We start from the raw sequence: 23,439 nt of genomic DNA on the forward strand, positions 1-23,439 counted from the left end.
GCCATCGCGAGCAAGCTCACTCCCACAAGAGATTTACGGTGCCTCCCGGTTTATTTGGCCCAACGCCGGAGGTCCGACGGGGTGTAGTCGTCGGTCTTGGCGGCGAAGCCCACGCGCATCGGCTCGGTCTCTTCGTTGGCCAGGCCACCGGCGTAGTAGCGTCCGGAGATCAGGTCATAGGAGGTTTCCAGCACGTTGTAGGTGAAGCCGTGGTCGTACTGCTGGATCGCGTGCAGTTCACCGCTGCGCCACAGTTCACCGCGACTGTCGTACTGGTCCGACTGGGCGATCTGCCAGCTGTCTTCGTCCACATAGAAGCGACGTTTGGCGTAGATGTGCCGGGCACCGGGCTTGAGGGTCGCTTCGACCACCCACACGCGGTGCTTCTCGTAGCGGGCCAGGTCCTGATTGACGTGGTTGGGCTTGATCACGGCGTCGTACTTGAGGTCGCGGCTGCCGATCTTGTAGCTGTTGTAAGGGATGAACAGCTCTTGCTTGCCCACCAGTTTCCAGTCGAAACGGTCCGGCGCGCCGTTGTAGCCATCGATGTTGTCGGCGGTGATCAGGCCGTTGCTGTAACGGGCGCTGTTGTCGTAGGCGATCATCGGCGCACGGCGCACGCGACGTTGCCCCGGCAGGTACTGCCAGGCCGAACGCGGCTCGGCGACCTGGTCAATCGGCTCGTGCACGAGCACCGCCTCACCGGACAGACGCGCCGGTTCCAGCACCCGGCTCTTGAACATGAACAGGATGTTCGAGCCCGGTTCCAGCCCGCCCACGGTGTCGGCAAAGTTGATCAAGGACTGGTTGCGCACGTAGCTGGTGGCGCCATTTTCACGCACCAGCGCGGCGCTGCTGATGCGCTCGTAACTGCCGCCGCGATAACGGGTCATGTGGTTCCACATCACCTCCAGGCCTTCGGTGGGCAACGGAAACGGAATGCCCCTGGCATAGTCGTGCAAGCCGTTGCCGCCGTCGGCCATGCTGGTCTTGGCGACGTTCTCACGACTGACCGCCAGTACCTCCTTGGGCAGGTTGGCGCTGCGATGGCTCGGGTAGATGTTCATCTTGTAGGTGTCGGGAAAACGCTTGAACAACGCGATTTGCCCGGGGCTGAGAAACTTCTGGTATTGCGTCAGGTTCTGCGCTGTGACGGTGAACAACGGCTTCTCGGCGGCATACGGATCGCTGTAGCCGCCCTTACTGTCGACGGTGCCGGCGTTGCTCGCCAGACCACCGGTCCAGGCCGGAATGCTACCGTCGGCATTGGCCGCCATTTCCGAGCCCATGGGGGTCAGGGTCTTGCCCAGTGCCGCCGAATCGGTGCCTTTGGCCTGGGCCAGGCCGACGGTGCAGGCCAGGGCCAGCACGCACAATTGCATACGCATAACGGTTCTCCTTAGAAGTCTGCCTTGAAGCTGACGGATGCAAAATCGCGGTCGTCGAGGGTGCTGTAGTCGTTGGAACCGAAGAACGTGTTGTAGGCCAGTTCCACGCTGTAATCGTTCATGTAGACGCCGGTCAGGCTCACGCCCAGCGCTTGCTGGCCTTCCTGGAACGGCCCTTGCGGATCGTAGGAATAGCCCGAGACGTCATGCCGCCAGTTGACGGCCGGAATCAGGTTGATGCCTGGCAACACATCGCTGTATTCGAGGCTGGCGCGCAGGCGATACCCCCACGACCAATCGGTGGCAAAGCCCTTGTCGGTGCAGTATTGGTTGGTCACACCTGAAGCCACCGTGTTGCACAGCGTGCCGTTGCGCGGGGCGCTGCGGCCGAACGCGGCGTTACGGCCCAGGCGCTCGTCCCCCAGATCGTCGATGTGCACGACACCGGCCTCACCGAACAGGCTCAGGCGCGTGGCGCCCAGCACGTTGTCGATGGCCTGGGTGGCCGAACCGGTCAACTGCCAGACGCCCTTGCGCTCCCACGCATCGAACTGGCTGCCATTGGTGGTGCTGAAGCCCGGTGGCAACTGCAACCAGGAACTGCCCCCCGGTCCGGAAATCACCGCAACGTTGACGTCGGGCGCGTTGATCGCGATCGGCATGTTCGGCCGGTAGCTCAACTCACCGGCCAGGGAAATCCCGGTGACAGGCTCGACGCCGTTGAGGCTGATGCCGTACAGGCGAATGTTTTCCGGGAAGGCCGCCGCATAGCTTGGCCCCTGGATACCACCGGGGAAGGTACCGGGCACGGCGGTGTTCCTGGCGTTAATGGTGAAGTACGGCAACCGCGAGTGATAGTTGATGTAGTAGATCGCCGCTTCCGCATCGTTGAGCGCCGGGATCATCTGGCGCAAGGCGAAGCCGAACTGGCCGTTGTCGGACGGCGATTCGTTGCCCCGGGACGTGGCGAACAAACCAGCGGCCTGCATCTGTTGATCGGTCTGTACCTGGCTCAGGTACAGCGGCCCGCAACCCGGCTGGATCACATCACTGCTGGCGAAGAAGGTGCCGCAACCGTCGAGTACGCTGGGGCGCCAGTTGTACTGGTAGAAACTTTCGAGGTTGGTGGTGTCGGTCAGGCCGAAGCTGAAGGAGACCATCTCCACCGGCAACTGGCCTTCCTTGATCTCCACGCCGGGACGGTTGAACGCCGAGATGTCCAACGGGTTGATCACGTTGATGCCGTTCTGGATCAGCAGCGCTTCGCCCCAGGACAACACCTGGTTACCGACCTTTACGTTCAGCGGATGTTCGGCCACCTGGAAGTCTTTCCAGACGTAGGCATCGAGCACCTCGAAGCCCTTGAATTTTGACAGGTCGTCCCAGCCCGAATCGTCGAAATCCTTGAAGCGGCCATTGCCGGTTTCATAGGCATGGTCGTACCAGTACTTGAAGCGAATGAACGCACCCTGGCCCTGGCCATCGAGACTGATATCGGTGAGCCCCTTGAAGAGTTGCGAGATGGGGTCGCCCTTCTTGAAGTTCAGCCGGTTGTCGTCGGCGCTGACGCTGGTGCCATTGGCATTTACGCCCTGGGCCTGCAAGGCGTTGGCGCGGGTCATCAGGCTTTTGTCGGGGTTTTGCGTCGACCAGCTGCTGCCCAGGCTCAGGCTGGTCTTGGTCGACAGGCTCCAGTCTTCGTTGAGGTCAAATGTGGTGGCGTAGGTTGGCCCCGTCAGTACGGCAAGAATCGCCAGCGCAAGGGGTTGCGGGCGAGTGTGGCCAAGCCGGTGAAGCCGTTGGCGGACTCCGGCTGTGGCCGAGCGTTTTTTTATCATTATTAGGCTCCGGTCAGGTTTGCTCAGCCCGGACACGGTGCCCAACTATCGGCCCCGACACGCAAGCGATGGCCGACAAAAAATAATCATCGGGGGTATCTGCGGGGGGCTTCGGTTAATTTCTGAAGGCGTACATATCCGTTTCTGCGGATGCGGTCACCTGTGGGAGCGAGCTTGCTCGCGAAGGACGTCAACGATAACGCCTGTTGTCTGAATGAACGCGGTGTCTGGACGTTTTTCGCGAGCAAGCTCGCTCCCACAGGTACTGAGTACATCCGCAAGATTTCGGTCGACTGTGAGGCCGCCTTCGCAAGCAGGCTCGCTCCTACAGAAGAGCAAAGGCAGAGCGGCGTACACCCGCGCTTCTCACCACTCATCAGGCCGAGCGTTAGCTCGCCTGCAGCTCTTGATCTTGATCCACCCGCCCCCTCGGAAGGCCTCGTGGGGCGTGAAGGGATCAACGGATATGTACTCCATCACCAAAGCCCTATACCCCGGACTACAAACCAAGGCGAAACTGCTTAGGCGTAATCCCGAACTGCTTGCGAAACGCCCGAATGAAATTGCTCGGCTGCCGATACCCCAACCGCTCGGCAATCCGCTCAATCGGCTGATCCCCCGCCGTCAACCAGTGCCGCGCCAACTCCAGGCTATCGCTACGTGTGTGTTGCGCCGCAGCGGTCTGCCAGTGCCGCAACATACTCTGATGCAAAAACCCATTGGCCCCCAGCAAAGGCTCATCGAGACTGGCCGCTGGCAGGCTCAGGCACGGATGTGAACCCTCCAGCACCTCGACACCCATGCTACGCAACCACTGCCCGGCAGCCTGTTGCGGCGTCAAGTGGACCGCGACGAACACCTCGGCCGGCGCGCGCCCCAAACGTCGGGCGATGTTGCGCACCAACGTCAGGGTCGCCGCATCGAGACCAAAAAAATGCGGCGGCTGGTCAACACTGCGCAAATGCAAGCGAGCCTGCCCGTCACCCTCCTCCAGTTCCGCCACTACGTAGTTGGTCACCCGCGGCAGGAAATCAGTGAAACACGCCAGGCTCGCGCGAAGGGTCGCGGCGGAGTCCAGCAGAATGTTCAAACCCCGTAACGTGGTAGTCGCCATGCCATTGACCAGTTCGCAGCCAAACGACACCCCGGCGCCCGCACGTTCGCATTCATTCCACAGGCGTTCGACCAGGTGCGCAGGCACGTGCAGGTCCTGCCCTTCGAGCAACGACTGGCAGATGCCGGCCCGTTGCAGCAGTTGGTCCTGGCACAGTCCGGACTGCCGGGCATGGCTGAGAATGGTACGGGTGAAGGCGCTGGAAATGAACGGTTGGCTGGTCATGGCAGGTTACGGCGAGAAGACAGGCGTGTACTTATGCCAGCCCCTGTGATATCGATCCAATGCATTAAAAGTATCCGACAAATGCAGGAGACGCATGATGGACCTACGACAACTCCGCCACCTTGTCGCCTTGGCCGATTACCGCAACTTCGGCCGTGCCGCCGAGGCGATCAACCTCAGCCAACCCGCCTTCAGTCGCAGCATCCAGACCCTGGAGCGCGACCTCGACTGCGCGCTGGTAGAACGCAGCAGCCGCGAATTCCGTCTGACTGGCCAGGGTCAACTGGTACTGCAACATGCCCGGCGCCTGCTCGCCGGCAGCCAGGCCCTGCAAAACGAACTGACGCAATACAACGGCCTGACCGGTGGCGAGTTGCACTTCGGCTGCGGCCCGTACCCGGCCCAGGTGCTGGTGCCCGAGGCGCTGGCGGAATTCATCCAGGCTCACCCGGCGATCCGCATCAGCTTCCACCAGGGCGACTGGGAGCAACTGGCGGTCTGGCTTCGCGAACAGCAGATCGAATTCCTCGTGGCCGACGCGCGGTACTTCACTGGCGACCCGCAATACCAGGTTCAGCTGTTGCGCCCTAGACGTGGGCGGTTCTTTTGCCGTGTCGGTCATCCCTTGGTGCAGCAGCAGAACCTGTCCCTGCGCGCCCTGCTCGACTACGCGGTGGTCGGCACGCGAATACCGCCGATGATCCGCAAGATCCTCGCCGACGTGCAGGGCGAGGCGGACTTCAACCCGAGCGTGGAGTGCGCGCAATTCGATGCGATCCGCCGCGTGGTGATGCGCTCCGATGCGGTGGGTATAGCCACCATGGAGGCCTTGGCCGAACTGGTGGACCAGGGCCTGATCCGGCTGCTGGAGTTTACCGACGTGCCCAAGGAGGATCCCGGCCTGCAATTGCATTACGGCATCGTCAGCCGTGCCGGGCATTCCCTGACACCGGCCGCGCTGGCGATGGTTGAGGCTGTGCTGACGGTCGACCAACGTTTGCTGGCGTCGAACTAGGCGCATCTGAAACACACACAAATCCCTGTAGGAGCGAGCTTGCTCGCGATGGTGTATCAGTCGACACAGCGGTGAATGACACTCCATCGCGAGCAAGCTCGCTCCTACAGGGGTAGATCACGCACGCCGCGCCAGCGACTGCAAGGCCCGGGGCTCACCGAGGGCCCGCAGCAGGCAGTGCATCGCCTCCTCGCGGCTGCGCTCGAAGCGATAGCGCGACTCGATGTACAGCGCCAGTTTCAATTCCACGGGCTCGTCCAGGGGCAGCGGCACGTGTTGCAGGCCCAGCACGTTGGCGACCCGGCTTGGCAGGCTGATGCCGAACGGCTGGCGATCGGCGATCAGCTTCGCGGCCAGGGTGCTTTGGGTACTCATCGCCACATTCCGGCGCAGGCCTTTCAAGCCAAGCTGCAAGTCCACCGGGCTGAGCCCGTCGCGGCGGCTCGACACCTGGATCTGCGGCTGCTCCAGATACTCCTGCAGGGTGCGCGGCGGCTCCTTGAGCGCGGCGCCATAGGCGAACACATAATGGTCGGCGGGCAATGCCTGTTTGTGCAGGCCGGCAAGCCCGGCCAGCGGTTGGTCGAGGTCGATCAGGATATCCAGCTTGCCGCTGGCCAGATCCTGCAAGGCGTCGCGGCGCCGGGGCTGGAAATAACGCACCTGCCAATCGGCGTGGGGTGACTCGAGCAAGGCATCGAGCAGCACCGGTTGCAGGCAATCCAGACAACTGATGCGCAGCAGTGGATTGTTCTGCCGCGCGGCGGGAATCATGCGCAAGCCATCGCGCAGTGACTCCAGCGCTGCACGCACGTAGTCGGCCAGACGATGGGCGACCAGTGTCGGCGTCACCCCCAGGCGACTCTTGATGAACAGCGGGTCGCCGCACAACTCGCGCAGGCGACGCAACGCATTGCTCATGGCCGGTTGCGACAGGCACATCACCTCGGCCGCACGGGTGACGCTGCGCTGCTGATAAATCGCATCGAAGGCAAGCAACAGGTTCAAATCGAGCTGGCGTAAATCAAGCATGGTCTTGCTCCGGCAAATCGCTTAACGTCGGGCAGCCTAACCAGTGTTGCGGAACAAGCTGTGAGCCCTACATGACAAAAAGCGATCAGCCACTGCGCGATCAATCGATACCCAATGCGTTCTATGCGCCGACTCTGCTGCCGGCCATCGAAGAGTTGCTGGCCCGTGGCGTGGACCGGGACAGTATCGAAGGCCTGTTTCGTCGCAGCCTGTTCGAGTTGCGCACGCCGTTCATGCGCATTCCGCTGTTCATGTCGCGGCGCTTCTGGGCGTTTGCCCTGGAGCAGACCGGCGACCCGCTGATCGGCCTGGCGGCTGGCCGGCGTTTCGTTTCCACCGCTACCAATGGCCTGACGTACCTGTTCGACGTGGCCGACTCACTGGACAGCGCCTGCCAGTATTTCGTGCGTTTCTTTCCGTTTTTCAACGGGCACTTCCAGGCGCGGATCGTGCGCGGCGACGACAGCGTCCAATTGCACCTGCTCGACCACGGCAGTGTGAAAAGCAGCGCGGCAACCGCCGATTACATTCTCATCAGCCTGTGCAGCATGTTGCGGCGCAAATTCCTCGCCAGCGGCCTGGAGCGTGATCCGGTTCTGGGCGTCGGGCTGGTCGGTGCTTGCACGACCAATGCGCAGGAACATCAACAAGCCTTTCGCGCACCGGTGCAATGGGGGCAGGCGCAGCACTCGATCCGCCTCGATCCACAGCTGTTCGTCATCCCGTTGACGCCGGGCAATCATGAACTGGAACACACGCTGATCGAGCTGTTGGAGCAGACCCGACGCAACAGCGAACCGACCTTGCTGGAGCAAGTCTGCGACCATTTGATCGGCAACCTCGCCGAAGCCAACTGGCAGCAATTCTGTACCACCCAGCACGTGCTCGAGCGCACCGCCGCCCGACGCTTGAAGGCGTTGGGCTGGAGTTTTTCAGAGTTGCTCGACGAATACCGTCGCTACCGGGCCGAAGACTTTTTGCAGGGAACGGACCTGGAGCTGGTGGAGATTTCCGACCGCCTGGGCTACAGCGATGTGCAAAGCTTCAATCGTGCCTGCCTGCGGTGGCTGGGGTGCGCACCGGGTGCCTGGCGAACCCGGCAAGGTCGATAAAAAACCACACGCGTGCGAACCCTAGGCGGCCCATTGAATGAACGCCCGTAGCCGCTCACAGGCGGCTGGCTGACAAAGACAGCATCATTGAATTTGCTATGACTCGACAGGCACTTGATCAATAGATTGTTGGACATTTTTTAACATTCGCATTGCGCCATCTGTGCGTAAGAACTGTCAGACGCGGTGAACACTCGTCATTAAACCGGTGGCTCAAACCTGACACCCCAAAGCAGCTACAACCCTTGTATTTCAAGGCTTGCGGCAGGTTGTTGCTTTCTTGAGATTTTCGCCAAACAGTCAAAATCGGGAGGGGTGAAACCCAATAGTGATGGCAATAGCCCCACATTTGGGGGCGTCTTGCCCCTTTAACATACTGGTTCGCTGACACGGTTTGCCGAGGCTGGTCTATACCCCCTTTTGACAGTCTTGTTTTGCAACTCTCCACCGTTTTACGAGGCACGCTGATATGGACGTGAGCGTATTTGGTACGGGCTATGTTGGCCTGATACAAGCAGCTGCATTGGCCGATGTCGGACATCGCGTCCTGTGTGTCGACATCGATCCGAACAAGATCCGACAACTGCAACAGGCCGTGCCACCGATCAGTGAGCCGGGGCTTTGCGGCACCCTTGAAGAAAACATCAAGGCCGGTCGCCTGCTCTTCACCACCCAGGCCAGCGATGCGGTAGAGCACGCCGAGCTGATCTTCATCGCCGTTGGTACGCCCGCCGACGAAGACGGTTCGGCCGACCTCAGCCATGTGCTGAGCGTGGCCCGGCAGATTGCCAGTTTCATGAAGGCCGACCGCACACTGATCATCAAATCCACGGTGCCGGTAGGCACGGCGGACCAGGTCAGTGCCACTGCCATTGAAGAGTTGCAGCGCAGCGGCAAAGGCTCGCTGAAGATACGGGTGGTGTCCAACCCGGAGTTTCTCAAGGAAGGCAGTGCCCTGGCCGATTGCATGCGCCCGGACCGGATCATCGTCGGTACCGCTGACGATGAAGCCCGCAGCCAGATGAGCGAGCTCTACGCACCGTTCTGCCGCAACCACGACAAATTGATGTTCATGGACAACCGCAGCGCCGAGTTGACCAAGTACGCAGCGAACGCGATGCTGGCCACGCGCATCAGTTTCATGAACGAACTGGCTAACCTCACCGAGTTACTGGGAGCAGATATCGAAGCCGTGCGCAAAGGCATCGGTTCGGACCCGCGCATCGGTTACCACTTCATCTACCCCGGTTGCGGCTTCGGCGGCTCCTGCTTCCCCAAGGACCTGCGCGCTCTGCTGCACACCGCCGAACGCGCCGGAATGTCCCTGAAGTTGCTGCGTAGCGTGACCGACGTCAACGACCACCAGCGGCATATCCTGTTCAGCAAACTCAAGGCGCAATTTCCCGGTGGACTGGCCGGCAAGTCCATCGCCGTGTGGGGCCTGGCGTTCAAACCCAACACCGATGACATGCGCGAAGCACCGAGCCGCAACCTGATGGAGGCGCTCTGGGCCGAAGGTGCGAGCGTGCAAGCCTACGACCCGGAAGCCATGTCCGAATGCCGGCGCATTTACGGCTACCGCGACGACCTGCATCTGTGCGCCACCCGCGATGACACACTCGAAGACGCCGATGCCCTGGTGATCTGCACCGAGTGGAAGAACTTTCGCGTGGTCGACTTCGACAGGCTGGCGAGCAAACTGCGAAAACGGGTGATCGTGGACGGACGCAACCTGTACAGCCCGGAACAGGTGGCGGCCGCCGGCCTGCATTACAGTGGCATCGGCTTGCGCCGCATCACGCCCGAGGCCGTCCGTCCATGAAGATTCTCGTCACCGGAGCAGCCGGCTTCATTGGTGCCCATTGCGTGCTGCGACTGTTGCGCGATGGACACCAGGTATTCGGCCTCGACAACTTCAACAGCTACTACGATCCGCAACTCAAGCACGATCGCGTGCGTTGGGTGCAGGAGCAGGCACGCCCTTTCCCGCTCTCAATGGTTGACCTGGCCGATACACCGGCCATCGAGGCACTGTTTGCCAGGGAAAAACCGGAGATCGTGATCCACCTCGCGGCCCAGGCCGGGGTGCGTTATTCCCTGGAAAACCCCCGGGCCTACCTGGACAGCAACTTGAGCGGGTTCCTGAACATCCTCGAAAGCTGCCGCAACCACCCGGTCAAACACTTGATCTACGCTTCGTCCAGTTCGGTGTATGGCGCCAACCAGCACACACCGTACTCGGTGCACGATGGTGTGGATCATCCGCTGTCGCTGTACGCCGCGACCAAGAAGTCCAACGAATTGATGGCCCACAGTTACAGCCACCTGTTCGGTATTCCCTGCACCGGGCTACGCTTTTTCACGGTGTACGGCCCCTGGGGACGGCCTGACATGTCGCCGATCCAGTTCGCCCGGGCCATCGCCGAAGAACGGCCACTGAAGCTGTTCAACTACGGCAAGCACCAGCGGGACTTCACCTACATCGACGACATTATCGAGAGCATCACACGCCTGATCGACCGCCCACCGCAAGCCAACGCTCAATGGGACCGCGAACAGCCAGACCCGGCCACGAGCATGGCACCCTGGCGGATTTTCAACATCGGCGGCCAGCACCCGGTAGAGCTCAAGGACTATCTGGCATTGCTGGAAAAACACATGGGGCAAAAAGTCCGGATCGAACTGCTGCCCCTGCAACCCGGCGATGTCCTCAACACCTGCGCCGATGCCAGTGAGCTGGCCCGCGCTACCGATTTCCAACCGCGTATCGAACTGGACGAGGGACTGGGGCGCTTCGTTGCCTGGTTCCGCTCTTACTACTGACTGCGTCCCCCATACCGCACACGGCTGAACTCTGCGGAGAATTTATGTCTGAACACGAAAAAAGTTTGCCACTTGGCAATTTGCGTAGAGAAAAGCGCCTGGACCCCGAACAGCGCATGCGCATGGATGCCGCGATCCACATGCAGGGTTGTGGCTGGATAACCGGTCGCGAAGGTGGCCGGCCATGGACCCTGTCGCGCACCAACCGCGTCCTGGCCTGCTTCGGCGCGCTGCTGATCCTGGTGCTGATTTCCCCGGTGCTGCTGGGGCTGGCGCTGGCCATCAAACTCACCAGCCCGGGGCCGGTGATGTTCGTGCAAAAGCGCACCGGTTACCGCGGCCGCATGTTCGGCATGTACAAATTCCGCACCATGGTCACCAACGCCGAGGAACTCAAGGAGTCCCTGCGGCACCTGAACAAGCACGGTACCGACGCCATCGATTTCAAGATCGACAAGGACCCGCGCATCACCGGTATCGGCGGCTTCCTGCGGCGCACCAGTCTCGATGAGCTGCCGAACCTGTTCAACGTGGTGACCGGCGACATGCGCCTGGTAGGCCCCAGGCCGACTTCGTTCAATGCCTACCGCTACAAGAACAAACACCTTGTGCGCCTGAGCATCTACCCCGGCATGACCGGCCTGTGGCAAATCTCCGGGCGCAGCAATATCGATTTCGACCAGCGCGTTGAGTTGGATCTCACCTACATCTCCCAGCAGAGCCCGCTGCTTGATTTGAGGATTCTGTTGAAAACCCCTTTAAAAGTTTTCAGCGGACAGGGAGCGAGTTAAATGGACGGCTCAACGGCTAAAAGCCTCAGCATTGCCAGCCCGAGCGAGTCCAATCTGACATCGACCGTGCTCGACCAGAACCTGCGGATCCTTTTCCTGACCGCCGCCAACCCCGGCGCAGGCACCACCACCAGCGCGCTGGCGCTGGCCAGTCAACTGGCGAAGATGAGCAGCGGCCTGGTGCTGCTGGTGGATGCCAGCCAGTCGGCGACCAACCTCACGCAACAGTTGGGGCTGAGCAAGGAACGGGGGTTTCGCGACTTGTTGTTCAACACCCAGAGCCCGCCCTTGTTGCAGGACTGCGTGGTGGACGTCTCCAGCCTGCCCTTTCACGTTCTGCCATTCGGCCGCTACTCCCGTGGCAACGAACACCTGACACCCGAGCGCCTGAGCCCGCTGCTCGATCAACTCGGCATCCGGTACCGCTTCGTGGTGATCGACGGCGACGCGGTGTATTCGGCCTCCGACACCCTGGTCATCAGCACCCAGGTGGACGGCGTGGTCCTGGTCGTGCGCTCGGAAGACACCCGCTGGGAGGTGGCCCAGGCCGCGGCCCAGCGCTTGAGCCAGGCGGGAGCGAAGCTGGTCGGCAGCGTGTTCAACCGACGCAAGTACTACATGCCCGAATGGCTGTACAGAAACCTGTGAGCAGTCAGACAAGGATGACGCCATGAACGCCAAGATGCTTGTCCTGCTTTTGCTGCCCCTTGCAGGTTGCTCCAGCACTTCCTCCGACGAATCCCAAGGCATGCCGGTGCAAATCCTCACGGCCCCACCGGCGAACGCCCAGGCCACTGACGTGCCCAAGGTCGAGCAGACCCTGCGCCCACAGGATGTGCTGGACGTGATCTTCCACATCAGCACCAGTGGCTCGGCCGCCTATCGCGTGCAGTCCGGGGACACGATCGCGCTGAACTTCACCGCCGCCAGCCAGTTCAACGGCAACCAGTTGGTGCTGCCCGATGGCACCATCGAACTGCCGGGGGCCCACACCACGGTGAAAATCGAGGGCCTGACCCGCGATGAAGCACGGGACGCGATTCAGCGCGCCTACGATCGCAAACAGCTGTTCCAGCCCAACCGCAATCAGCTGTCAGTGATGGTAGTGAGCCCGCTGGCCAATGAGTGGAACCTCAAGTCTGTGCTCAACCACCCCGGCACCGGCATGAGTCGGGAAATCACCGTGGGCACCGACGGCTACGCCAGCTTCCCGGAAATCGGTGCCGTACCGCTGCAAGGCATGACCATCAACCAGCTGGAGGCCTACCTCAATAAACGCTACGCCACCCTGCCGGGGCGCATGACCGTGGACGTGCTGCTCAAGTCCACCGCCGGCAACGAAATCTATGTACTGGGTGAAGTCGGCCAGCCGGGCTCCTACCCGATCCGCCGTCCGGTGTCGGTGCTCGAAGCCCTGACGTTGGCCCGCGGTTCCAACGTCAAGGCACGCCTGGACTCGGTAATGATCATGCGGCGCAACGGCAACCAGGTGGTCGCGCATCGTTACGACGTGGAAAAAGCCTTGTCCGGCGACGCCACCCAGATCGCCTACCTGCAAGCGGACGACATGCTTTACGTGCCCAAGACCAAACTGGCCAGCGCCGGTGAGCTCGCGCGGCAACTGGCGGACGTCGTGTTGTTCCAGGGCATGGGCCTCAGCTTCAGCTACCGCGTCGACAACAAAGACGACAACAGCAACTAACTCTCAGGTGGCCAATGAATCCAAAGGAAAACTACCTGCATGAGTTCTTCAGGATCTTCTTCGCCAACAAGCAGCTGGTGAAGCGAGTTTTCCTGGTCTTTGCCGTGATCGCCGTGGTCTTGCCGCTGTTGCTCAAGCAGAGTTTCGATATCACCGCCCAGGTGATCGTGCAGTCCAAGAAAATCTCCCAGGGGGATGCCACCAGCACCCTCAATCAGGAAAACGCTTCCTTCATTCCACCGTCGCTGGCGGACATGGAGACCGAGAGCAACATCCTGCGTTCGCCGGCCTTGATCCGCCAGACCATCAGCGAGTTGCGCGAAAAGGGTGAGTACACGCTACCCGTGAGCGCCTTCAACAAACTGCTGGTGCAGCCGTTCAAACGGTTTGTCACCAATCCCGTTCGCGAACACGTGACCAACCCGGTTCGCAACTTGCTCGGACTGCAGACCGATCCGGTACGCGACACCGTGCTCGATGCCCTCACGCAGCAAGCGTCCTCTGCCCTGAAGGTGGAAACCTTGCCCGGCTCCAACGTGATCTCGATCGTCTACCGTTTCCCTGACCCGGCCCAGGGCACCCGGTTCGTCGCCGCCCTGCTGCAGAACTACCTGGCCAGCCGCCAGGAAATGCAATCGATCGACCTGCCACAGAGCTTCTACGAAACCAAGAAGTTGCAGTACCAGGTGCGTCTCGATGGCCTGGAAGCCAATCGCCTGGCCTTGCTCGAAAGCATCGGTTCGTCCGACCCCAAGGAAGAAATCACGTTCCGTCTCAACGCGATCAACACCGAGGAGCAGGCGCTCAACCTGTATCAGGACCGACTGCTGCAAAGCCAGCGCTGGCTCGATTACCTGAAAACCAGCCTGGCGACCGCCAACAACGCCAGATTCACCGACTACACCTTCCCCTACACCTTCACCACCACGGTCGACAGCGTCGCTTTCGAAGACCGCGAGATCAAGCAACTGGGTGAGCAACTGACGACCCTGGTCAGCCGCTATATGGACGACCTGGCGGTCTTTCAGCCCGGCAGTGAGCCGATGCAAATGACCCGCGAGCAAATCATCCGGGCCCGTGGGCAATTCCTGAAGATTGTCAGCAACCGGATTCAGGAGCGCACCAGCGACCTGGCGACGATCAGCTCGGTCATCGAGCAGAAAACCGCGCGCATTGCCGAGTTCAAGAATCGTATCCACCAGTTGCAGGAAACCCGGAGCAAGCTGCGGCAGATGGACACCGAAATCAACGCGCTGCACAAGGCTTTCGCCACCTATGCCCAGCGCTTCGCCGAAAGCAGCACCGCGCGCGCACTGGACAACGACCTGTCCAACGCACGGGTACTCAGCCCGCCGTTCGAACCGACCGAAGCGGCGTTCCCCAAGCCGATGCTGATCATTCCGTTCGGAGTGTTCACCGGTTTGCTGCTGGCGATTGCCCTGGTCTATGTGCGTGAGTTCTTCGACCACCGCTTCAAGCACCCTGCACAAATCACCCATGAACTGGGCTTGCCGGTGCTGCTGGTGATCAATGATCAAAGCACCCTGCCAAACAATCCGCACAAGAGCTGGAGCGTACCGGCCCTCGTACATTGGGTGCGCAATTGAACGCGCCGCTCGGCACCACCCACGACCTGCCGATCATTCATTTGCTCAGCAGCGGCGGCTTCTATGGGGCCGAGCGGATGCTGCTGGATCATTGCCTGGCGACGCCGGGGCAGCACCAGGTGCTGTTTCTCGATGCGCCGCCAGAACTGATCGCGCGATTTCGCGAGGCCGGTGTCGATTGCCTCGGCTGTGCAGGCCTGGTCGCGTTGCTGGGGCATTTGCGCCAGCGACGGAACCAGCGGCCACTGATCAATACGCACAACTTCAAGGGTCTGTTGTTCGGCTGGATCGGCGCTACGCTGTTGCGCCTGCCACTGGTGATCACCCAGCACGGCTTCACCCCACGCAGTCGCAAGCAGAAGTTCTACACCTGGCTGAGCCTGCAACTGTGCCGCACGGCCTCGGTGAACCGGGTGGTGTGTGTCGCCGAAAGCATTGCCGCGCTGCACCGTCAGGCCAATGTGCGCACGGACAAACTGCAGGTGATCCCCAATGGCCTGCCGGCGGCCCACGACTTGCTGCCGCACAGTGGCGAGCGTCAACGCTGGCTGGCTGGCTACGTCGGGCGCCTGAGTAGCGAAAAAGGCCCTGACCTGTTTCTCGATGCGCTGATCCCGTTGTGTCAGCAGTACCCGCAACTGGACGCTGTGATGCTCGGTGACGGGCCGGAGCGCGAAAGCCTGCAGACGCGGATCGACGAGGCAGGCTTGCAGGCGCGCATCACACTGGCGGGCTACCAGACCGACATGGGCGCCTGGTGGCGGCAACTCGATGCGTTGGTGATCAGCTCGCGCACCGAAGGCACGCCCATGATTCTGCTCGAAGCGATGCAGGCCGGAGTGCCGGTGGTGGCCTTCGGCGTCGGCGGGATTCCCGATGTCTTGCAGGACCGCCACAACGGCCTGCTGGCCACGCCCACCGACAGTACCGCCCTCGCCCGCCAGATCGGCACGCTGCTGGGTGACCCGGCCCTGGCCGGGGAGTTGATCGACAACGCAAAACGTACGCAACGGGATCGCTACGACCTCAAGGTCCTGGCCGAACGCTGGTCGCAGCTTTACATCCGGACTGCACGAGAGGCGCACCCGTGATTGTTCCGCTCTCGATCGTCAGTTTGCTCGGCCTGGTCTGCCTCGGTTTGCTGGCCAGCCCTTATCCGTATCTGGCGCCGGGAGCGGTACTGGGCCTGGTGGGTGTCGCGGTGCTGTACCGCAAACCGGCCTGGGGCCTGTTGGGCATTGTCGCCATTCTGCCTTTCGAAGGTCTGTTCAAGGACAGCTCACTGTCGGGCTCCAAATTCCTCGGGGCTTCGCTGGCGCTGATCCTGATGCTGCAACTGGCGACTCACCAACTGCCGAGCGAGCGCCTGCGCAGCAATATCTGGCGTTTCCTGGTCGGGTTCATGGTGCTGTACCTGCTGAGCCTGTTGAACACCGACGACATGGGCTTCTCCCTGGGCCACCTGCGCGAATTGAGCGTCGGCCTGATTCTGTTTGTCATCACCCTGCTGGTCGGGCGTGAGTTGAACCTCGACATGTTCGCCAAACTGGTTGCCATCAGTGTCGCGGCGACCTGCGCCATGGCGATGTTCTCTGCCAAATACCAGGACGATGGCCGTGCATCCGGGATGCTCAATGACCCGAACGACTTTGCCCTGATGATCGCCTTCGCCGTACCCATGGCGCTGTTGCTGGTGGTCCGCAGCCCGAACCGGTTGCACCGGTTGTTCTGGGGGGGCTGTACCCTCTTGCTGCTGGGCGGCATGACCAAGACCGAATCCCGTTCGGGGCTGGTGGTGTTGCTCCTCAGCCTGTTGATCGGCGCGTGGCACTACCGCGCGCAGTTGCCACATATTCGTCCACGCTACCTGGGCTTTGCCATGCTCGGCCTGGCGATTGTGATTTCGCTGGGGCTCTATGCGATGCCGGCCGGTTACGTGGAACGCATCCAGTCGCTGAGCATCCTCAGCTCCGGGGCCAAGAGTCAGGACGCGTCACTGGGCCGTCGTGCCTCCTACATTGTGGTCGGCAGCGCCATGATCGCCGAGAACCCCTTGCTTGGCACCGGCCCCGGCACGTTCCCGCTGCACTACGCTACCACCGGTTATGCCAAGACCTTTGCCATGACCGGCAAGACCGATGACCTGTACCGTCGCGCCCACAACACCTACCTGGAGATCTTCAGTGAACTGGGAATTCCCGCCGGCCTGATGTTCGTCGGCATGCTCGCCCTGGGTTTGTACAACCTGATCCGCGCCCGCCGCGCCTGGCTATTGCGAGGAATTGGGCATCAGGCCGATCTGATGACCCACCTGAGCATGAGTTTTCTGTCGTTGACGTTGTTCCTGATGTTCCTCAGCGCACCGAATCACAAGTACCTGTGGATCATGCTCGCGTTGACCAGCGTGCTGCGCACTAAAGCCGAAGAAGCCCCGCCGACGGAGGTCAGGGCATGAACCGCATCAGCATCATCATCCCGATGTACAACGAGGCCCGGCACATCGCCCGGACCCTGCAAGCGGCACGACATGCCGCCGAGGCGGCCAACGTCGAATGCGAGTTGATCGTGGTGGACAACGGCTCCGATGACCAGGGCCCGGACATTGCCCGACAGTTCGGCGCCCAGGTGCTGGTCCTGCCCGGCCTGCTCATCGGTGCATTGCGCAATCGCGGAGCGGCGATCACCAGCGGCGAATGGCTGGCCTTTATCGATGCCGACGTCGAGATGCCCGAGAACTGGCTCAAGCTGTTGTTCGACCTCGAGTCCGGCGGCCAGGCCGATGTCATCGGCCTTGACCTGCACACCCCGGCCGAAGCGCCGTGGTACGCCGACGCCTGGCAGCGTCGCACCTTGCGTCCCGATACGCAGCCGCTGCATGTCGTGCAATGGCTGCCCACTTGCAACCTGCTGATGCGCCGTCGCTGGTTCGACAAGGTCGGTGGTTTCAATGAACAACTGCGCACCGGCGAGGACAAGGAACTGACCATGCGCCTGGTCGACGCGGGCGCGAAACTGCTCGCAGTCAACCAAAGCGTGGCGCTGCATTGGGGCTACGAAGGCAGTTGGCGGGAATGGATGGGCAAGGAATTATGGCGCCAGGGCAGTCATCTGCAACTGCTGCGCACCCATGGCCCGAGCCTGCGCTTGCTGCGTTTTCCGCTGCTGTCGATTGCCGCCTGGTTGATCGATTTCATGGCCATTTCCGCCCTGTTCGACGGGTTCCCCCATCATTCGCTGCTGATGCTGCTGCTGACCGTCCTGCCCGCCCTGGCACTGAGCCTGCGTCAGAGTGCCAGGCACCGCGACACGCTCCTGACCCTGCAACTCTGGGGCCTGCACTGGGTGCGCCTGCACCTGGCGGGGGCCGGGTTCATCCTCAGCCTTTGTCATTGGAATGCCAGGAGGCCCGCCCGTGGCTGAATTCATTTTCTGGTTGTGTCTGTTGCTACCGGTTTACGCCTACCTCGGTTATCCCCTGTTATTGACGTTGCTGGCACCGTTTTACCCGGCACCGCGCCAAGGACCGGCACAACCGATGGACGTGAGCATCGTGATTGCCGCGCACAACGAAGCGCGGCATATCGAAGAAAAACTGCGCACCGTGCTGGCCCAGGATTATCAGGCCCGCTCGCTGCAAATCATCCTCGCCAGCGACGGCTCGACCGATGACACAGTGGCCTGCGCGCACCGGGTCGAGGACCCGCGCATCACCGTGCTCGATCTGCCCCGCCAGGGCAAGGCGGCGACGCTCAATGCCGGGGTCGCGATCAGCAGCGGCGCGATCCTGGTGTTCACCGACGCCGACAACCAGTGGTCGACCGACACCCTCGGCCATTTGCTCGCGCCGCTCAACGACCCGCAGGTCGGTGGCTGCGCCGGGCACATGGTGATCCCGGTGACAGGAAAGGGGTTGAGCGTTGGCGACAGCCTGTATCGGCACTATGAAGGCTGGCTGCGCTACGTGGAAAATCGCACCGGCTGCATGGTCTCCGCCGACGGCGCATTGCTCGCCTTACGCCGCGAGTTGTTCCAGAACGTTCCGGCGGAGGTCAACGACGATTTTTTTATCAGCACCTGCGCGCCGGTCGCGTTCAAGCGGATTGTCTACGTGCCCCAGGCCCGGGTAATCGACCAGGGTGTGGACGAAGCCGACAAGCAATTCCGTCGCCGTCAGCGGGTCACGGTGGGTGGCCTGCAAAGCCTGGCCCAGCGCCGGGAGTTGCTGAATCCGCTGACCCACGGCCTGTATGCGATTGCCTTGATCAGCCACAAGCTGATCCGCCGGCTGGCGCCGATCCTGTTGTTGCCATTGCTGCTGAGCAATTTCTGGCTGTGGGAGGATCACGGCTTTTATCGCCTGAGCCTGATCGCACAACTGCTCGGTTACACGATGGCCATTGCCGGCCTGCTGGATTCGCAACACCGCTTGCCCAAACCCTTTCGCCTGGCCGCGTTCCTCCTGGTGACCCTTGCCGGGATGAGCATCGGCCTGTGGCAGTTCCTGCGCGGTCAGCGTTACGCCCAATGGAATCCCGAGCAAAATCGATGAGAGGTGCGTGCCGTGGCGATCAAACAACTGTTGAAACGCACCAGTGGCTGGCTGTACCTCAACTCCCCAGTGGGGCGCAAGCAACTGCACGGCGCCGGTGTGATCCTGATGTTGCACCGGGTGCTGGCCAGCGACCAGGCCGCCGAACTGCCCCACCGCAATGAACTGTGCGTCGGGCCAAAAGCGTTTGAACATTTGCTGGTGTGGTTGAAAAAACACTTCGACTGCGTGCCGCTGATGGACATTCTGCAACCGGGTGCGCGCTCGGAGCGACCGAAAGTGGCGCTGACCTTCGACGACGGCTGGCGCGACAACGCGCTGAATGCCTTCCCGCTGCTGCAAAAACACCAGGTGCCGGCGAGCATCTTTCTGTCCACCGACTTCATCGGTAGCCGCCAGCGGTTCTGGTGGGAAAGCATCGGCGAAACCCTGTGGAACAGTCATGGCGAACAGGCACGGCAGAAACTGATCGAACGCTTGCAGCACCTGGGGCGCCCGTTGCCGACACGGTGCGATGACCCGGATCGGCAACGCCGCAGCCTGGCGTTGCTGAACTTTTTGCAGAGCCTGAAAACCCTGTCGCCGCTGGACCTCAATCGCCTGACCGACGACTGCCCGCACGAGTCGTTGCCCCAGGCGCTGGACTGGCAGCAAGTGCGCCACCTGGAAGCGTCCGGCCTGGTGCGCTTCGGCCCCCACGGTGCCAGCCACGCCATCCTCACCGGTCTCGACGATCAACGCCTGGATGAAGAGCTGAGCCGCAGTCGCCAGGCGCTGCTCCACGGCTGCAACCAGCCATTGCCGGTTTACTGCTACCCCAATGGCGACAACGATGCGCGGGTGCGCCAACAGGTGGCCAGGCATGACTTCCCGTTTGCCCTGGGTACCGGCACCGGCATTTATCGAGGGGCCGAAGATCCACTGGCCCTGCCACGCTTCGGCGTCAGCCAGCGTACCGCACGCAATCCCGGGTTGCTGTCCTGGCGCATCTACCGTGGGGCACGCCCATGAGCGGCAACAACTACCTCAAGCACCTGGCCCTGAGCATGGGCACCAAACTGGCGATGATCGCCCTGCGCTTGCTGCGCAACGTGTTGCTGGCGCGAATTCTCGGCCCCAGCGAACGGGGGTTGTTTGCCTTGCTCAGCGCCCTGCCCGACCTGATCAGCGCGGCCACCAGCGGCGGCTTGAATTCAGCGGTAGGCTATCAGGCGGCCAAGCAACGACCGATGGGTTTGCTGCTCAGCCAGGTGCTGCTGTTCGGTTGCCTACTGGCGGCGTTGCTGACCTTGGCGGTGGTGGCGCTGACCCGCGAGTTCGGCAGTGAACTGGAGATCACTACGCAATTGGGCCTGCTCGCCTGGCTGTTGCTGCTGGCGGTGCCGCTGACCGTGCTCAAAAGCGGTTTGCTGACCCTGCACAACGCCTCGGGCGGCGTGGTCGCCTTCAATGCCTTGCGCCTGATCGAGTCGCTGGCGCCGCTGCTGATGTTCCTTGCCCTGTTCTGGATGTGGAAAAGCGCGGCCCTGGAAGCGGCGTTGATCAGTTGGCTGACGGGGATCAGCCTGGTGGTGCTGGCCGGTTGGGTCTGGCTCAAGCGTGAGCATCCGTTGAGCCTGCAATGGGACCGCGCCAGTCAAAACGAATTGCTGCGCTACAGCGCCCGCAGCCATCCGGACCTGCTGTTCCAGCAAATGATCCTGCGCTCCGACTTCCTGATCATCGGCGCCCTGCTCGGCACCACGGCACTGGGTCACTACGCCATGGCCAGCGCGGCCGCCGAGTTGCTGCTGATCGTTCCGGAAGCAGTGACCACGCCGCTGATGAAGCGCCTGCTGCAACAGGAAGAAGGCATCGAAAAAGTCACACCACTGGCCTTGCGCTTGACCGCTACGGTGATGATCGGCGCTTGCCTGAGCATGGCTGTGGTGGGTGAATGGTTGATCGTGACGCTGTTTGGCGAGGCCTACCAGCCTGCATACCCGGCGTTGCTGGCGCTGCTGCCAGGCCTGTTGGGCCTGTGCTATGCGAGCATTCTGCGCCTGGACCTGCTGGGCAAAAACCGGCCCGGCACGATTTCGTTGTTGATGGGCCTCAGCGCCCTGCTCAACCTGGCACTCAATGTGCTGCTGATCCCGACCTACGGCATCGTCGGCGCAGCAGCGGCGTCCTCTATCGCGTACCTGGCCGTGACCCTGGCGCTGTTGGTGGTGTATTGCCGGTTGAGCCACGTGCCGGTCTGGCAAACGCTCATCGTCCTGCCCGGCGACATCGCGCCGATGCTGCTGATGCTGCAACGGAAATCGGCATGAAACACCTGTTATTGCTGGTGAGTCTTGGACTCGGGCTGAGCGCCGAAGCTGCGCCCATGCGTTGGGCCGATATCCGCGACGGCAGCCTGTACCTGCAAACGGACCGCCCCGACACCCTGACCGTGCTCTGGACCCCGGTGTGGCAGGCTGAAGCCAACGAAGAACACCTCTACTTGCTCGACGGCCAGGGCAAACTCCAGAGCGAACGACTGATTGCCGCCAATGAGCCCCGCGGTAGTCAACGCTGGAACCTGGCGCCGGACGCCGCCAGTTATCGACTGGAAATTCCTGGCTACAGCTTCCGCCGTTATACGGTTGAGCACGACGACCACACCGTCGCACTGTTCGCCCCGGCCAAGGTGCATTTCAGCGCCGAGCCCCGGGACGGTGACGAGTTGTATTTCAAGGTCGCGGCCGGTGAGCACGCGGTGCTGGCCGGTAAATTCCACGGCGGCGTCGGCGCGTTGCAAGCGCAACGCGTGAGTGACGGCCAACAACTTTCACTTTCTCTAAAGCCGTACCCCTTCTATTGGCAGTTCGACAAAGTCGAGTTGCCCGTTGCAGCTACCGATCAAGTCTGGCGCCTGCACCTGCGCGGTAGCGGCAAGGTCGCATTCTGGCTCGATGGCACGGCCAACCTGTTCGCCCAGAACCCGCAACAGCTCAAGCCCTTGCGCGAAGACGAAGGCCAGACCCGGCTGACGCTGCACAACGACGTGCTCGGCAGGACCCCGAACCTGGGTATCGCCCTGCCCTATGCGCAACTGCCGGATTCCGGTTTCGCCGTGCTCGATGCCCTGCAACCACAGGCTGGAACCTATTACAGTCTGGTCGACATCATGGCGACGCGGCCGCATTACGAAGACGTGTTCCGCCGGCTGTATCAGGATCGCTTGGGCATCACTCAGGACATCACCCTGCTGGCCGGCAGACAGCGCCTTGCCTACCTGCGCGCCGACACCACCAGCAACGCCGGCCTCGACGCCTGGCTCGCCGCCACACGCGCACTCGGCGGCAAGGGCACACACTACATCGGTTTTGCCGACGAACCGAACCTCAACTACCCGGACTACGCCAGCTACAAGCGCATCTTCAACAGCATGGCCTGGCAAGTGCGCAGCAACCCGGACAACGCCAAAGCCGGCGTACGCATCGCCATGCCGGCCAGCTCCCGGTTCGTCAATGGCCCGTTCGTCGACAATGCCGCCGACAAGCGCGGCATCGACTGGGCCCGACGCCTGCTGGCCGAGTCCGGCGACAAGATCGATGCGCTGGCCTGGCACGAATGGATGGTCCGCGACCTGCTGGCGACCCGTGTCTACCGCGATAGCGTACGCAAAGCGGCAGAGCTGGTGGGGTTCGACGACCAGGGACGACCGCGCAAAGCCTTGTTGCTGGACCAGACCAACATGTCCAGCGGGGCCAGCCTCAGCCCTTACGATCAGGAAACCCACTACGCCTCGTTATGGTGGGCCTCGGTCATCATCAATGCTTCCCAGGACGGCTTGCTCGACATGCTCGGCTGGTTCCAGGCCTCCGATGAACCTGAATATCCCAAGGGTATGTTGCGCGTGCTCGGCAAGGATGAATTCCAGCTCAAGCCCGTGGGCCTGGCGCAGCAATTTATCCGCCAGCATTGGCTACGCGATGTCATGCGCCTGGAGAACGACGCCTTCGAGGTTGACGTGCTGGCCATGTCTGCCGGGCACCAACGCAACCTGCTGGGCGTCAATAAAGGCTCACGCTTGCAGCGTGTGAGCCTGGCTGGCGCGCAATGTCCATTGCCCCATGGATCATTGCGCTATTTCGGCGCCGACAACCGCAGTCGCGACGCATCCTTCAAATGCCTGGAGGGTCGCATCAGCTTCGATTTACCAGGAGAAACCCTGTTTTCCCTCAGCTGGAGCACCTCATGAACGCCATTGTTTTTT

At 61.8% G+C, this 23,439-nt stretch carries 19 protein-coding genes; 15 read left to right on the plus strand and 4 right to left on the minus strand.

From position 1 onward, the window contains the following. Positions 1–50: 50 nt before the first annotated feature. The 3 genes from PSJE_RS28020 to PSJE_RS28035 all read right to left on the minus strand — a co-directional run bounded on the left by PSJE_RS28020 (position 51) and on the right by PSJE_RS28035 (position 4,565). On the minus strand, positions 51–1,388 hold the full coding sequence (locus PSJE_RS28020) for a DUF1329 domain-containing protein (RefSeq protein WP_090456375.1): 1,338 nt from the start codon (positions 1,386–1,388) through the stop codon (positions 51–53). Between the two features lie 11 nt (positions 1,389–1,399). Next, on the minus strand, positions 1,400–3,226 hold the full coding sequence (locus PSJE_RS28025; protein WP_090456376.1) for a DUF1302 domain-containing protein: 1,827 nt from the start codon (positions 3,224–3,226) through the stop codon (positions 1,400–1,402). Between the two features lie 499 nt (positions 3,227–3,725). Further along, positions 3,726–4,565: an AraC family transcriptional regulator gene (locus PSJE_RS28035; RefSeq protein WP_090456379.1), complete on the minus strand. Its 840-nt coding sequence runs from the start codon at positions 4,563–4,565 to the stop codon at positions 3,726–3,728. 97 nt (positions 4,566–4,662) lie between these two features. Here PSJE_RS28035 and PSJE_RS28040 point away from each other — a divergent pair, with 97 nt between their 5' ends. Beyond that, a complete protein-coding gene (locus tag PSJE_RS28040; protein ID WP_090456381.1) occupies positions 4,663–5,580 on the plus strand; it encodes a LysR family transcriptional regulator in 918 nt (305 codons plus the stop codon). Between the two features lie 117 nt (positions 5,581–5,697). Here PSJE_RS28040 and PSJE_RS28045 read toward each other — a convergent pair whose 3' ends face one another. Continuing rightward, positions 5,698–6,612: a LysR family transcriptional regulator gene (locus PSJE_RS28045; RefSeq protein ID WP_090456383.1), complete on the minus strand. Its 915-nt coding sequence runs from the start codon at positions 6,610–6,612 to the stop codon at positions 5,698–5,700. A gap of 71 nt (positions 6,613–6,683) precedes the next feature. Here PSJE_RS28045 and PSJE_RS28050 point away from each other — a divergent pair, with 71 nt between their 5' ends. The 14 genes from PSJE_RS28050 to PSJE_RS28115 all read left to right on the plus strand — a co-directional run bounded on the left by PSJE_RS28050 (position 6,684) and on the right by PSJE_RS28115 (position 23,424). Further along, positions 6,684–7,724: an AraC family transcriptional regulator gene (locus tag PSJE_RS28050; RefSeq protein WP_090456385.1), complete on the plus strand. Its 1,041-nt coding sequence runs from the start codon at positions 6,684–6,686 to the stop codon at positions 7,722–7,724. 469 nt (positions 7,725–8,193) lie between these two features. Continuing rightward, a complete protein-coding gene (locus PSJE_RS28055) occupies positions 8,194–9,546 on the plus strand; it encodes a UDP-glucose dehydrogenase family protein (RefSeq protein WP_090456387.1) in 1,353 nt (450 codons plus the stop codon). After that, positions 9,543–10,547 carry an NAD-dependent epimerase gene (locus PSJE_RS28060; protein ID WP_090456389.1) on the plus strand — a complete coding sequence of 335 codons (1,005 nt, stop codon included), beginning with the start codon at positions 9,543–9,545 and terminating at the stop codon, positions 10,545–10,547. The genes PSJE_RS28055 and PSJE_RS28060 overlap by 4 nt, the downstream gene beginning before the upstream one ends. A 44-nt stretch (positions 10,548–10,591) precedes the next feature. Next, on the plus strand, positions 10,592–11,338 hold the full coding sequence (locus PSJE_RS28065; RefSeq protein ID WP_090456390.1) for a sugar transferase: 747 nt from the start codon (positions 10,592–10,594) through the stop codon (positions 11,336–11,338). Further along, positions 11,339–11,986 carry a CpsD/CapB family tyrosine-protein kinase gene (locus PSJE_RS28070; protein ID WP_090456392.1) on the plus strand — a complete coding sequence of 216 codons (648 nt, stop codon included), beginning with the start codon at positions 11,339–11,341 and terminating at the stop codon, positions 11,984–11,986. A gap of 22 nt (positions 11,987–12,008) precedes the next feature. Next, positions 12,009–13,040, plus strand: coding sequence for a polysaccharide biosynthesis/export family protein (locus tag PSJE_RS28075; RefSeq protein ID WP_090456394.1), 1,032 nt, complete (start codon positions 12,009–12,011; stop codon positions 13,038–13,040). A gap of 14 nt (positions 13,041–13,054) precedes the next feature. Beyond that, positions 13,055–14,647, plus strand: a complete 1,593-nt coding sequence (locus PSJE_RS28080; protein ID WP_090456396.1) for a GumC family protein — start codon at positions 13,055–13,057, stop codon at positions 14,645–14,647. Beyond that, positions 14,644–15,738, plus strand: a complete 1,095-nt coding sequence (locus PSJE_RS28085; protein WP_090457944.1) for a glycosyltransferase family 4 protein — start codon at positions 14,644–14,646, stop codon at positions 15,736–15,738. Before PSJE_RS28080 ends, PSJE_RS28085 begins: the two co-directional genes overlap by 4 nt. Beyond that, the gene (locus PSJE_RS28090) at positions 15,735–17,102 is read left to right on the plus strand and encodes an O-antigen ligase family protein (RefSeq protein WP_090456398.1); all 1,368 of its coding nucleotides are present in this window, start codon (positions 15,735–15,737) and stop codon (positions 17,100–17,102) included. Before PSJE_RS28085 ends, PSJE_RS28090 begins: the two co-directional genes overlap by 4 nt. Then, entirely contained in the window at positions 17,099–18,067 is a 969-nt protein-coding gene (locus tag PSJE_RS28095; RefSeq protein ID WP_090456399.1) for a glycosyltransferase family 2 protein, read from the plus strand. Before PSJE_RS28090 ends, PSJE_RS28095 begins: the two co-directional genes overlap by 4 nt. Next, positions 18,060–19,196 (plus strand): glycosyltransferase, encoded by a 1,137-nt coding sequence (locus PSJE_RS28100; RefSeq protein ID WP_090456401.1) that lies wholly within the window; start codon positions 18,060–18,062, stop codon positions 19,194–19,196. Before PSJE_RS28095 ends, PSJE_RS28100 begins: the two co-directional genes overlap by 8 nt. A 12-nt stretch (positions 19,197–19,208) precedes the next feature. Further along, positions 19,209–20,207: a polysaccharide deacetylase family protein gene (locus tag PSJE_RS28105; protein WP_090457946.1), complete on the plus strand. Its 999-nt coding sequence runs from the start codon at positions 19,209–19,211 to the stop codon at positions 20,205–20,207. After that, positions 20,204–21,508 carry a lipopolysaccharide biosynthesis protein gene (locus tag PSJE_RS28110; protein WP_090456403.1) on the plus strand — a complete coding sequence of 435 codons (1,305 nt, stop codon included), beginning with the start codon at positions 20,204–20,206 and terminating at the stop codon, positions 21,506–21,508. Before PSJE_RS28105 ends, PSJE_RS28110 begins: the two co-directional genes overlap by 4 nt. Then, positions 21,505–23,424, plus strand: coding sequence for a hypothetical protein (locus PSJE_RS28115; RefSeq protein WP_090456404.1), 1,920 nt, complete (start codon positions 21,505–21,507; stop codon positions 23,422–23,424). Before PSJE_RS28110 ends, PSJE_RS28115 begins: the two co-directional genes overlap by 4 nt. Positions 23,425–23,439 lie beyond the last annotated feature (15 nt).

Source organism: Pseudomonas jessenii (genome assembly GCF_002236115.1).
Taxonomy (GTDB): Bacteria; Pseudomonadota; Gammaproteobacteria; order Pseudomonadales; family Pseudomonadaceae; genus Aquipseudomonas; species Aquipseudomonas jessenii.

Excerpts from the sequence above, each read along its gene's own strand:
- PSJE_RS28020 (WP_090456375.1), bottom strand. The coding sequence starts at position 1,388 with ATGCGTATGCAATTGTGCGTGCTGGCCCTGGCCTGCACCGTCGGCCTG.
- PSJE_RS28025 (WP_090456376.1), bottom strand. The coding sequence starts at position 3,226 with ATGATAAAAAAACGCTCGGCCACAGCCGGAGTCCGCCAACGGCTTCAC.
- PSJE_RS28035 (WP_090456379.1), bottom strand. The coding sequence starts at position 4,565 with ATGACCAGCCAACCGTTCATTTCCAGCGCCTTCACCCGTACCATTCTC.
- PSJE_RS28040 (WP_090456381.1), top strand. The coding sequence starts at position 4,663 with ATGGACCTACGACAACTCCGCCACCTTGTCGCCTTGGCCGATTACCGC.
- PSJE_RS28045 (WP_090456383.1), bottom strand. The coding sequence starts at position 6,612 with ATGCTTGATTTACGCCAGCTCGATTTGAACCTGTTGCTTGCCTTCGAT.
- PSJE_RS28050 (WP_090456385.1), top strand. The coding sequence starts at position 6,684 with ATGACAAAAAGCGATCAGCCACTGCGCGATCAATCGATACCCAATGCG.
- PSJE_RS28055 (WP_090456387.1), top strand. The coding sequence starts at position 8,194 with ATGGACGTGAGCGTATTTGGTACGGGCTATGTTGGCCTGATACAAGCA.
- PSJE_RS28060 (WP_090456389.1), top strand. The coding sequence starts at position 9,543 with ATGAAGATTCTCGTCACCGGAGCAGCCGGCTTCATTGGTGCCCATTGC.
- PSJE_RS28065 (WP_090456390.1), top strand. The coding sequence starts at position 10,592 with ATGTCTGAACACGAAAAAAGTTTGCCACTTGGCAATTTGCGTAGAGAA.
- PSJE_RS28070 (WP_090456392.1), top strand. The coding sequence starts at position 11,339 with ATGGACGGCTCAACGGCTAAAAGCCTCAGCATTGCCAGCCCGAGCGAG.
- PSJE_RS28075 (WP_090456394.1), top strand. The coding sequence starts at position 12,009 with ATGAACGCCAAGATGCTTGTCCTGCTTTTGCTGCCCCTTGCAGGTTGC.
- PSJE_RS28080 (WP_090456396.1), top strand. The coding sequence starts at position 13,055 with ATGAATCCAAAGGAAAACTACCTGCATGAGTTCTTCAGGATCTTCTTC.
- PSJE_RS28095 (WP_090456399.1), top strand. The coding sequence starts at position 17,099 with ATGAACCGCATCAGCATCATCATCCCGATGTACAACGAGGCCCGGCAC.
- PSJE_RS28110 (WP_090456403.1), top strand. The coding sequence starts at position 20,204 with ATGAGCGGCAACAACTACCTCAAGCACCTGGCCCTGAGCATGGGCACC.
- PSJE_RS28115 (WP_090456404.1), top strand. The coding sequence starts at position 21,505 with ATGAAACACCTGTTATTGCTGGTGAGTCTTGGACTCGGGCTGAGCGCC.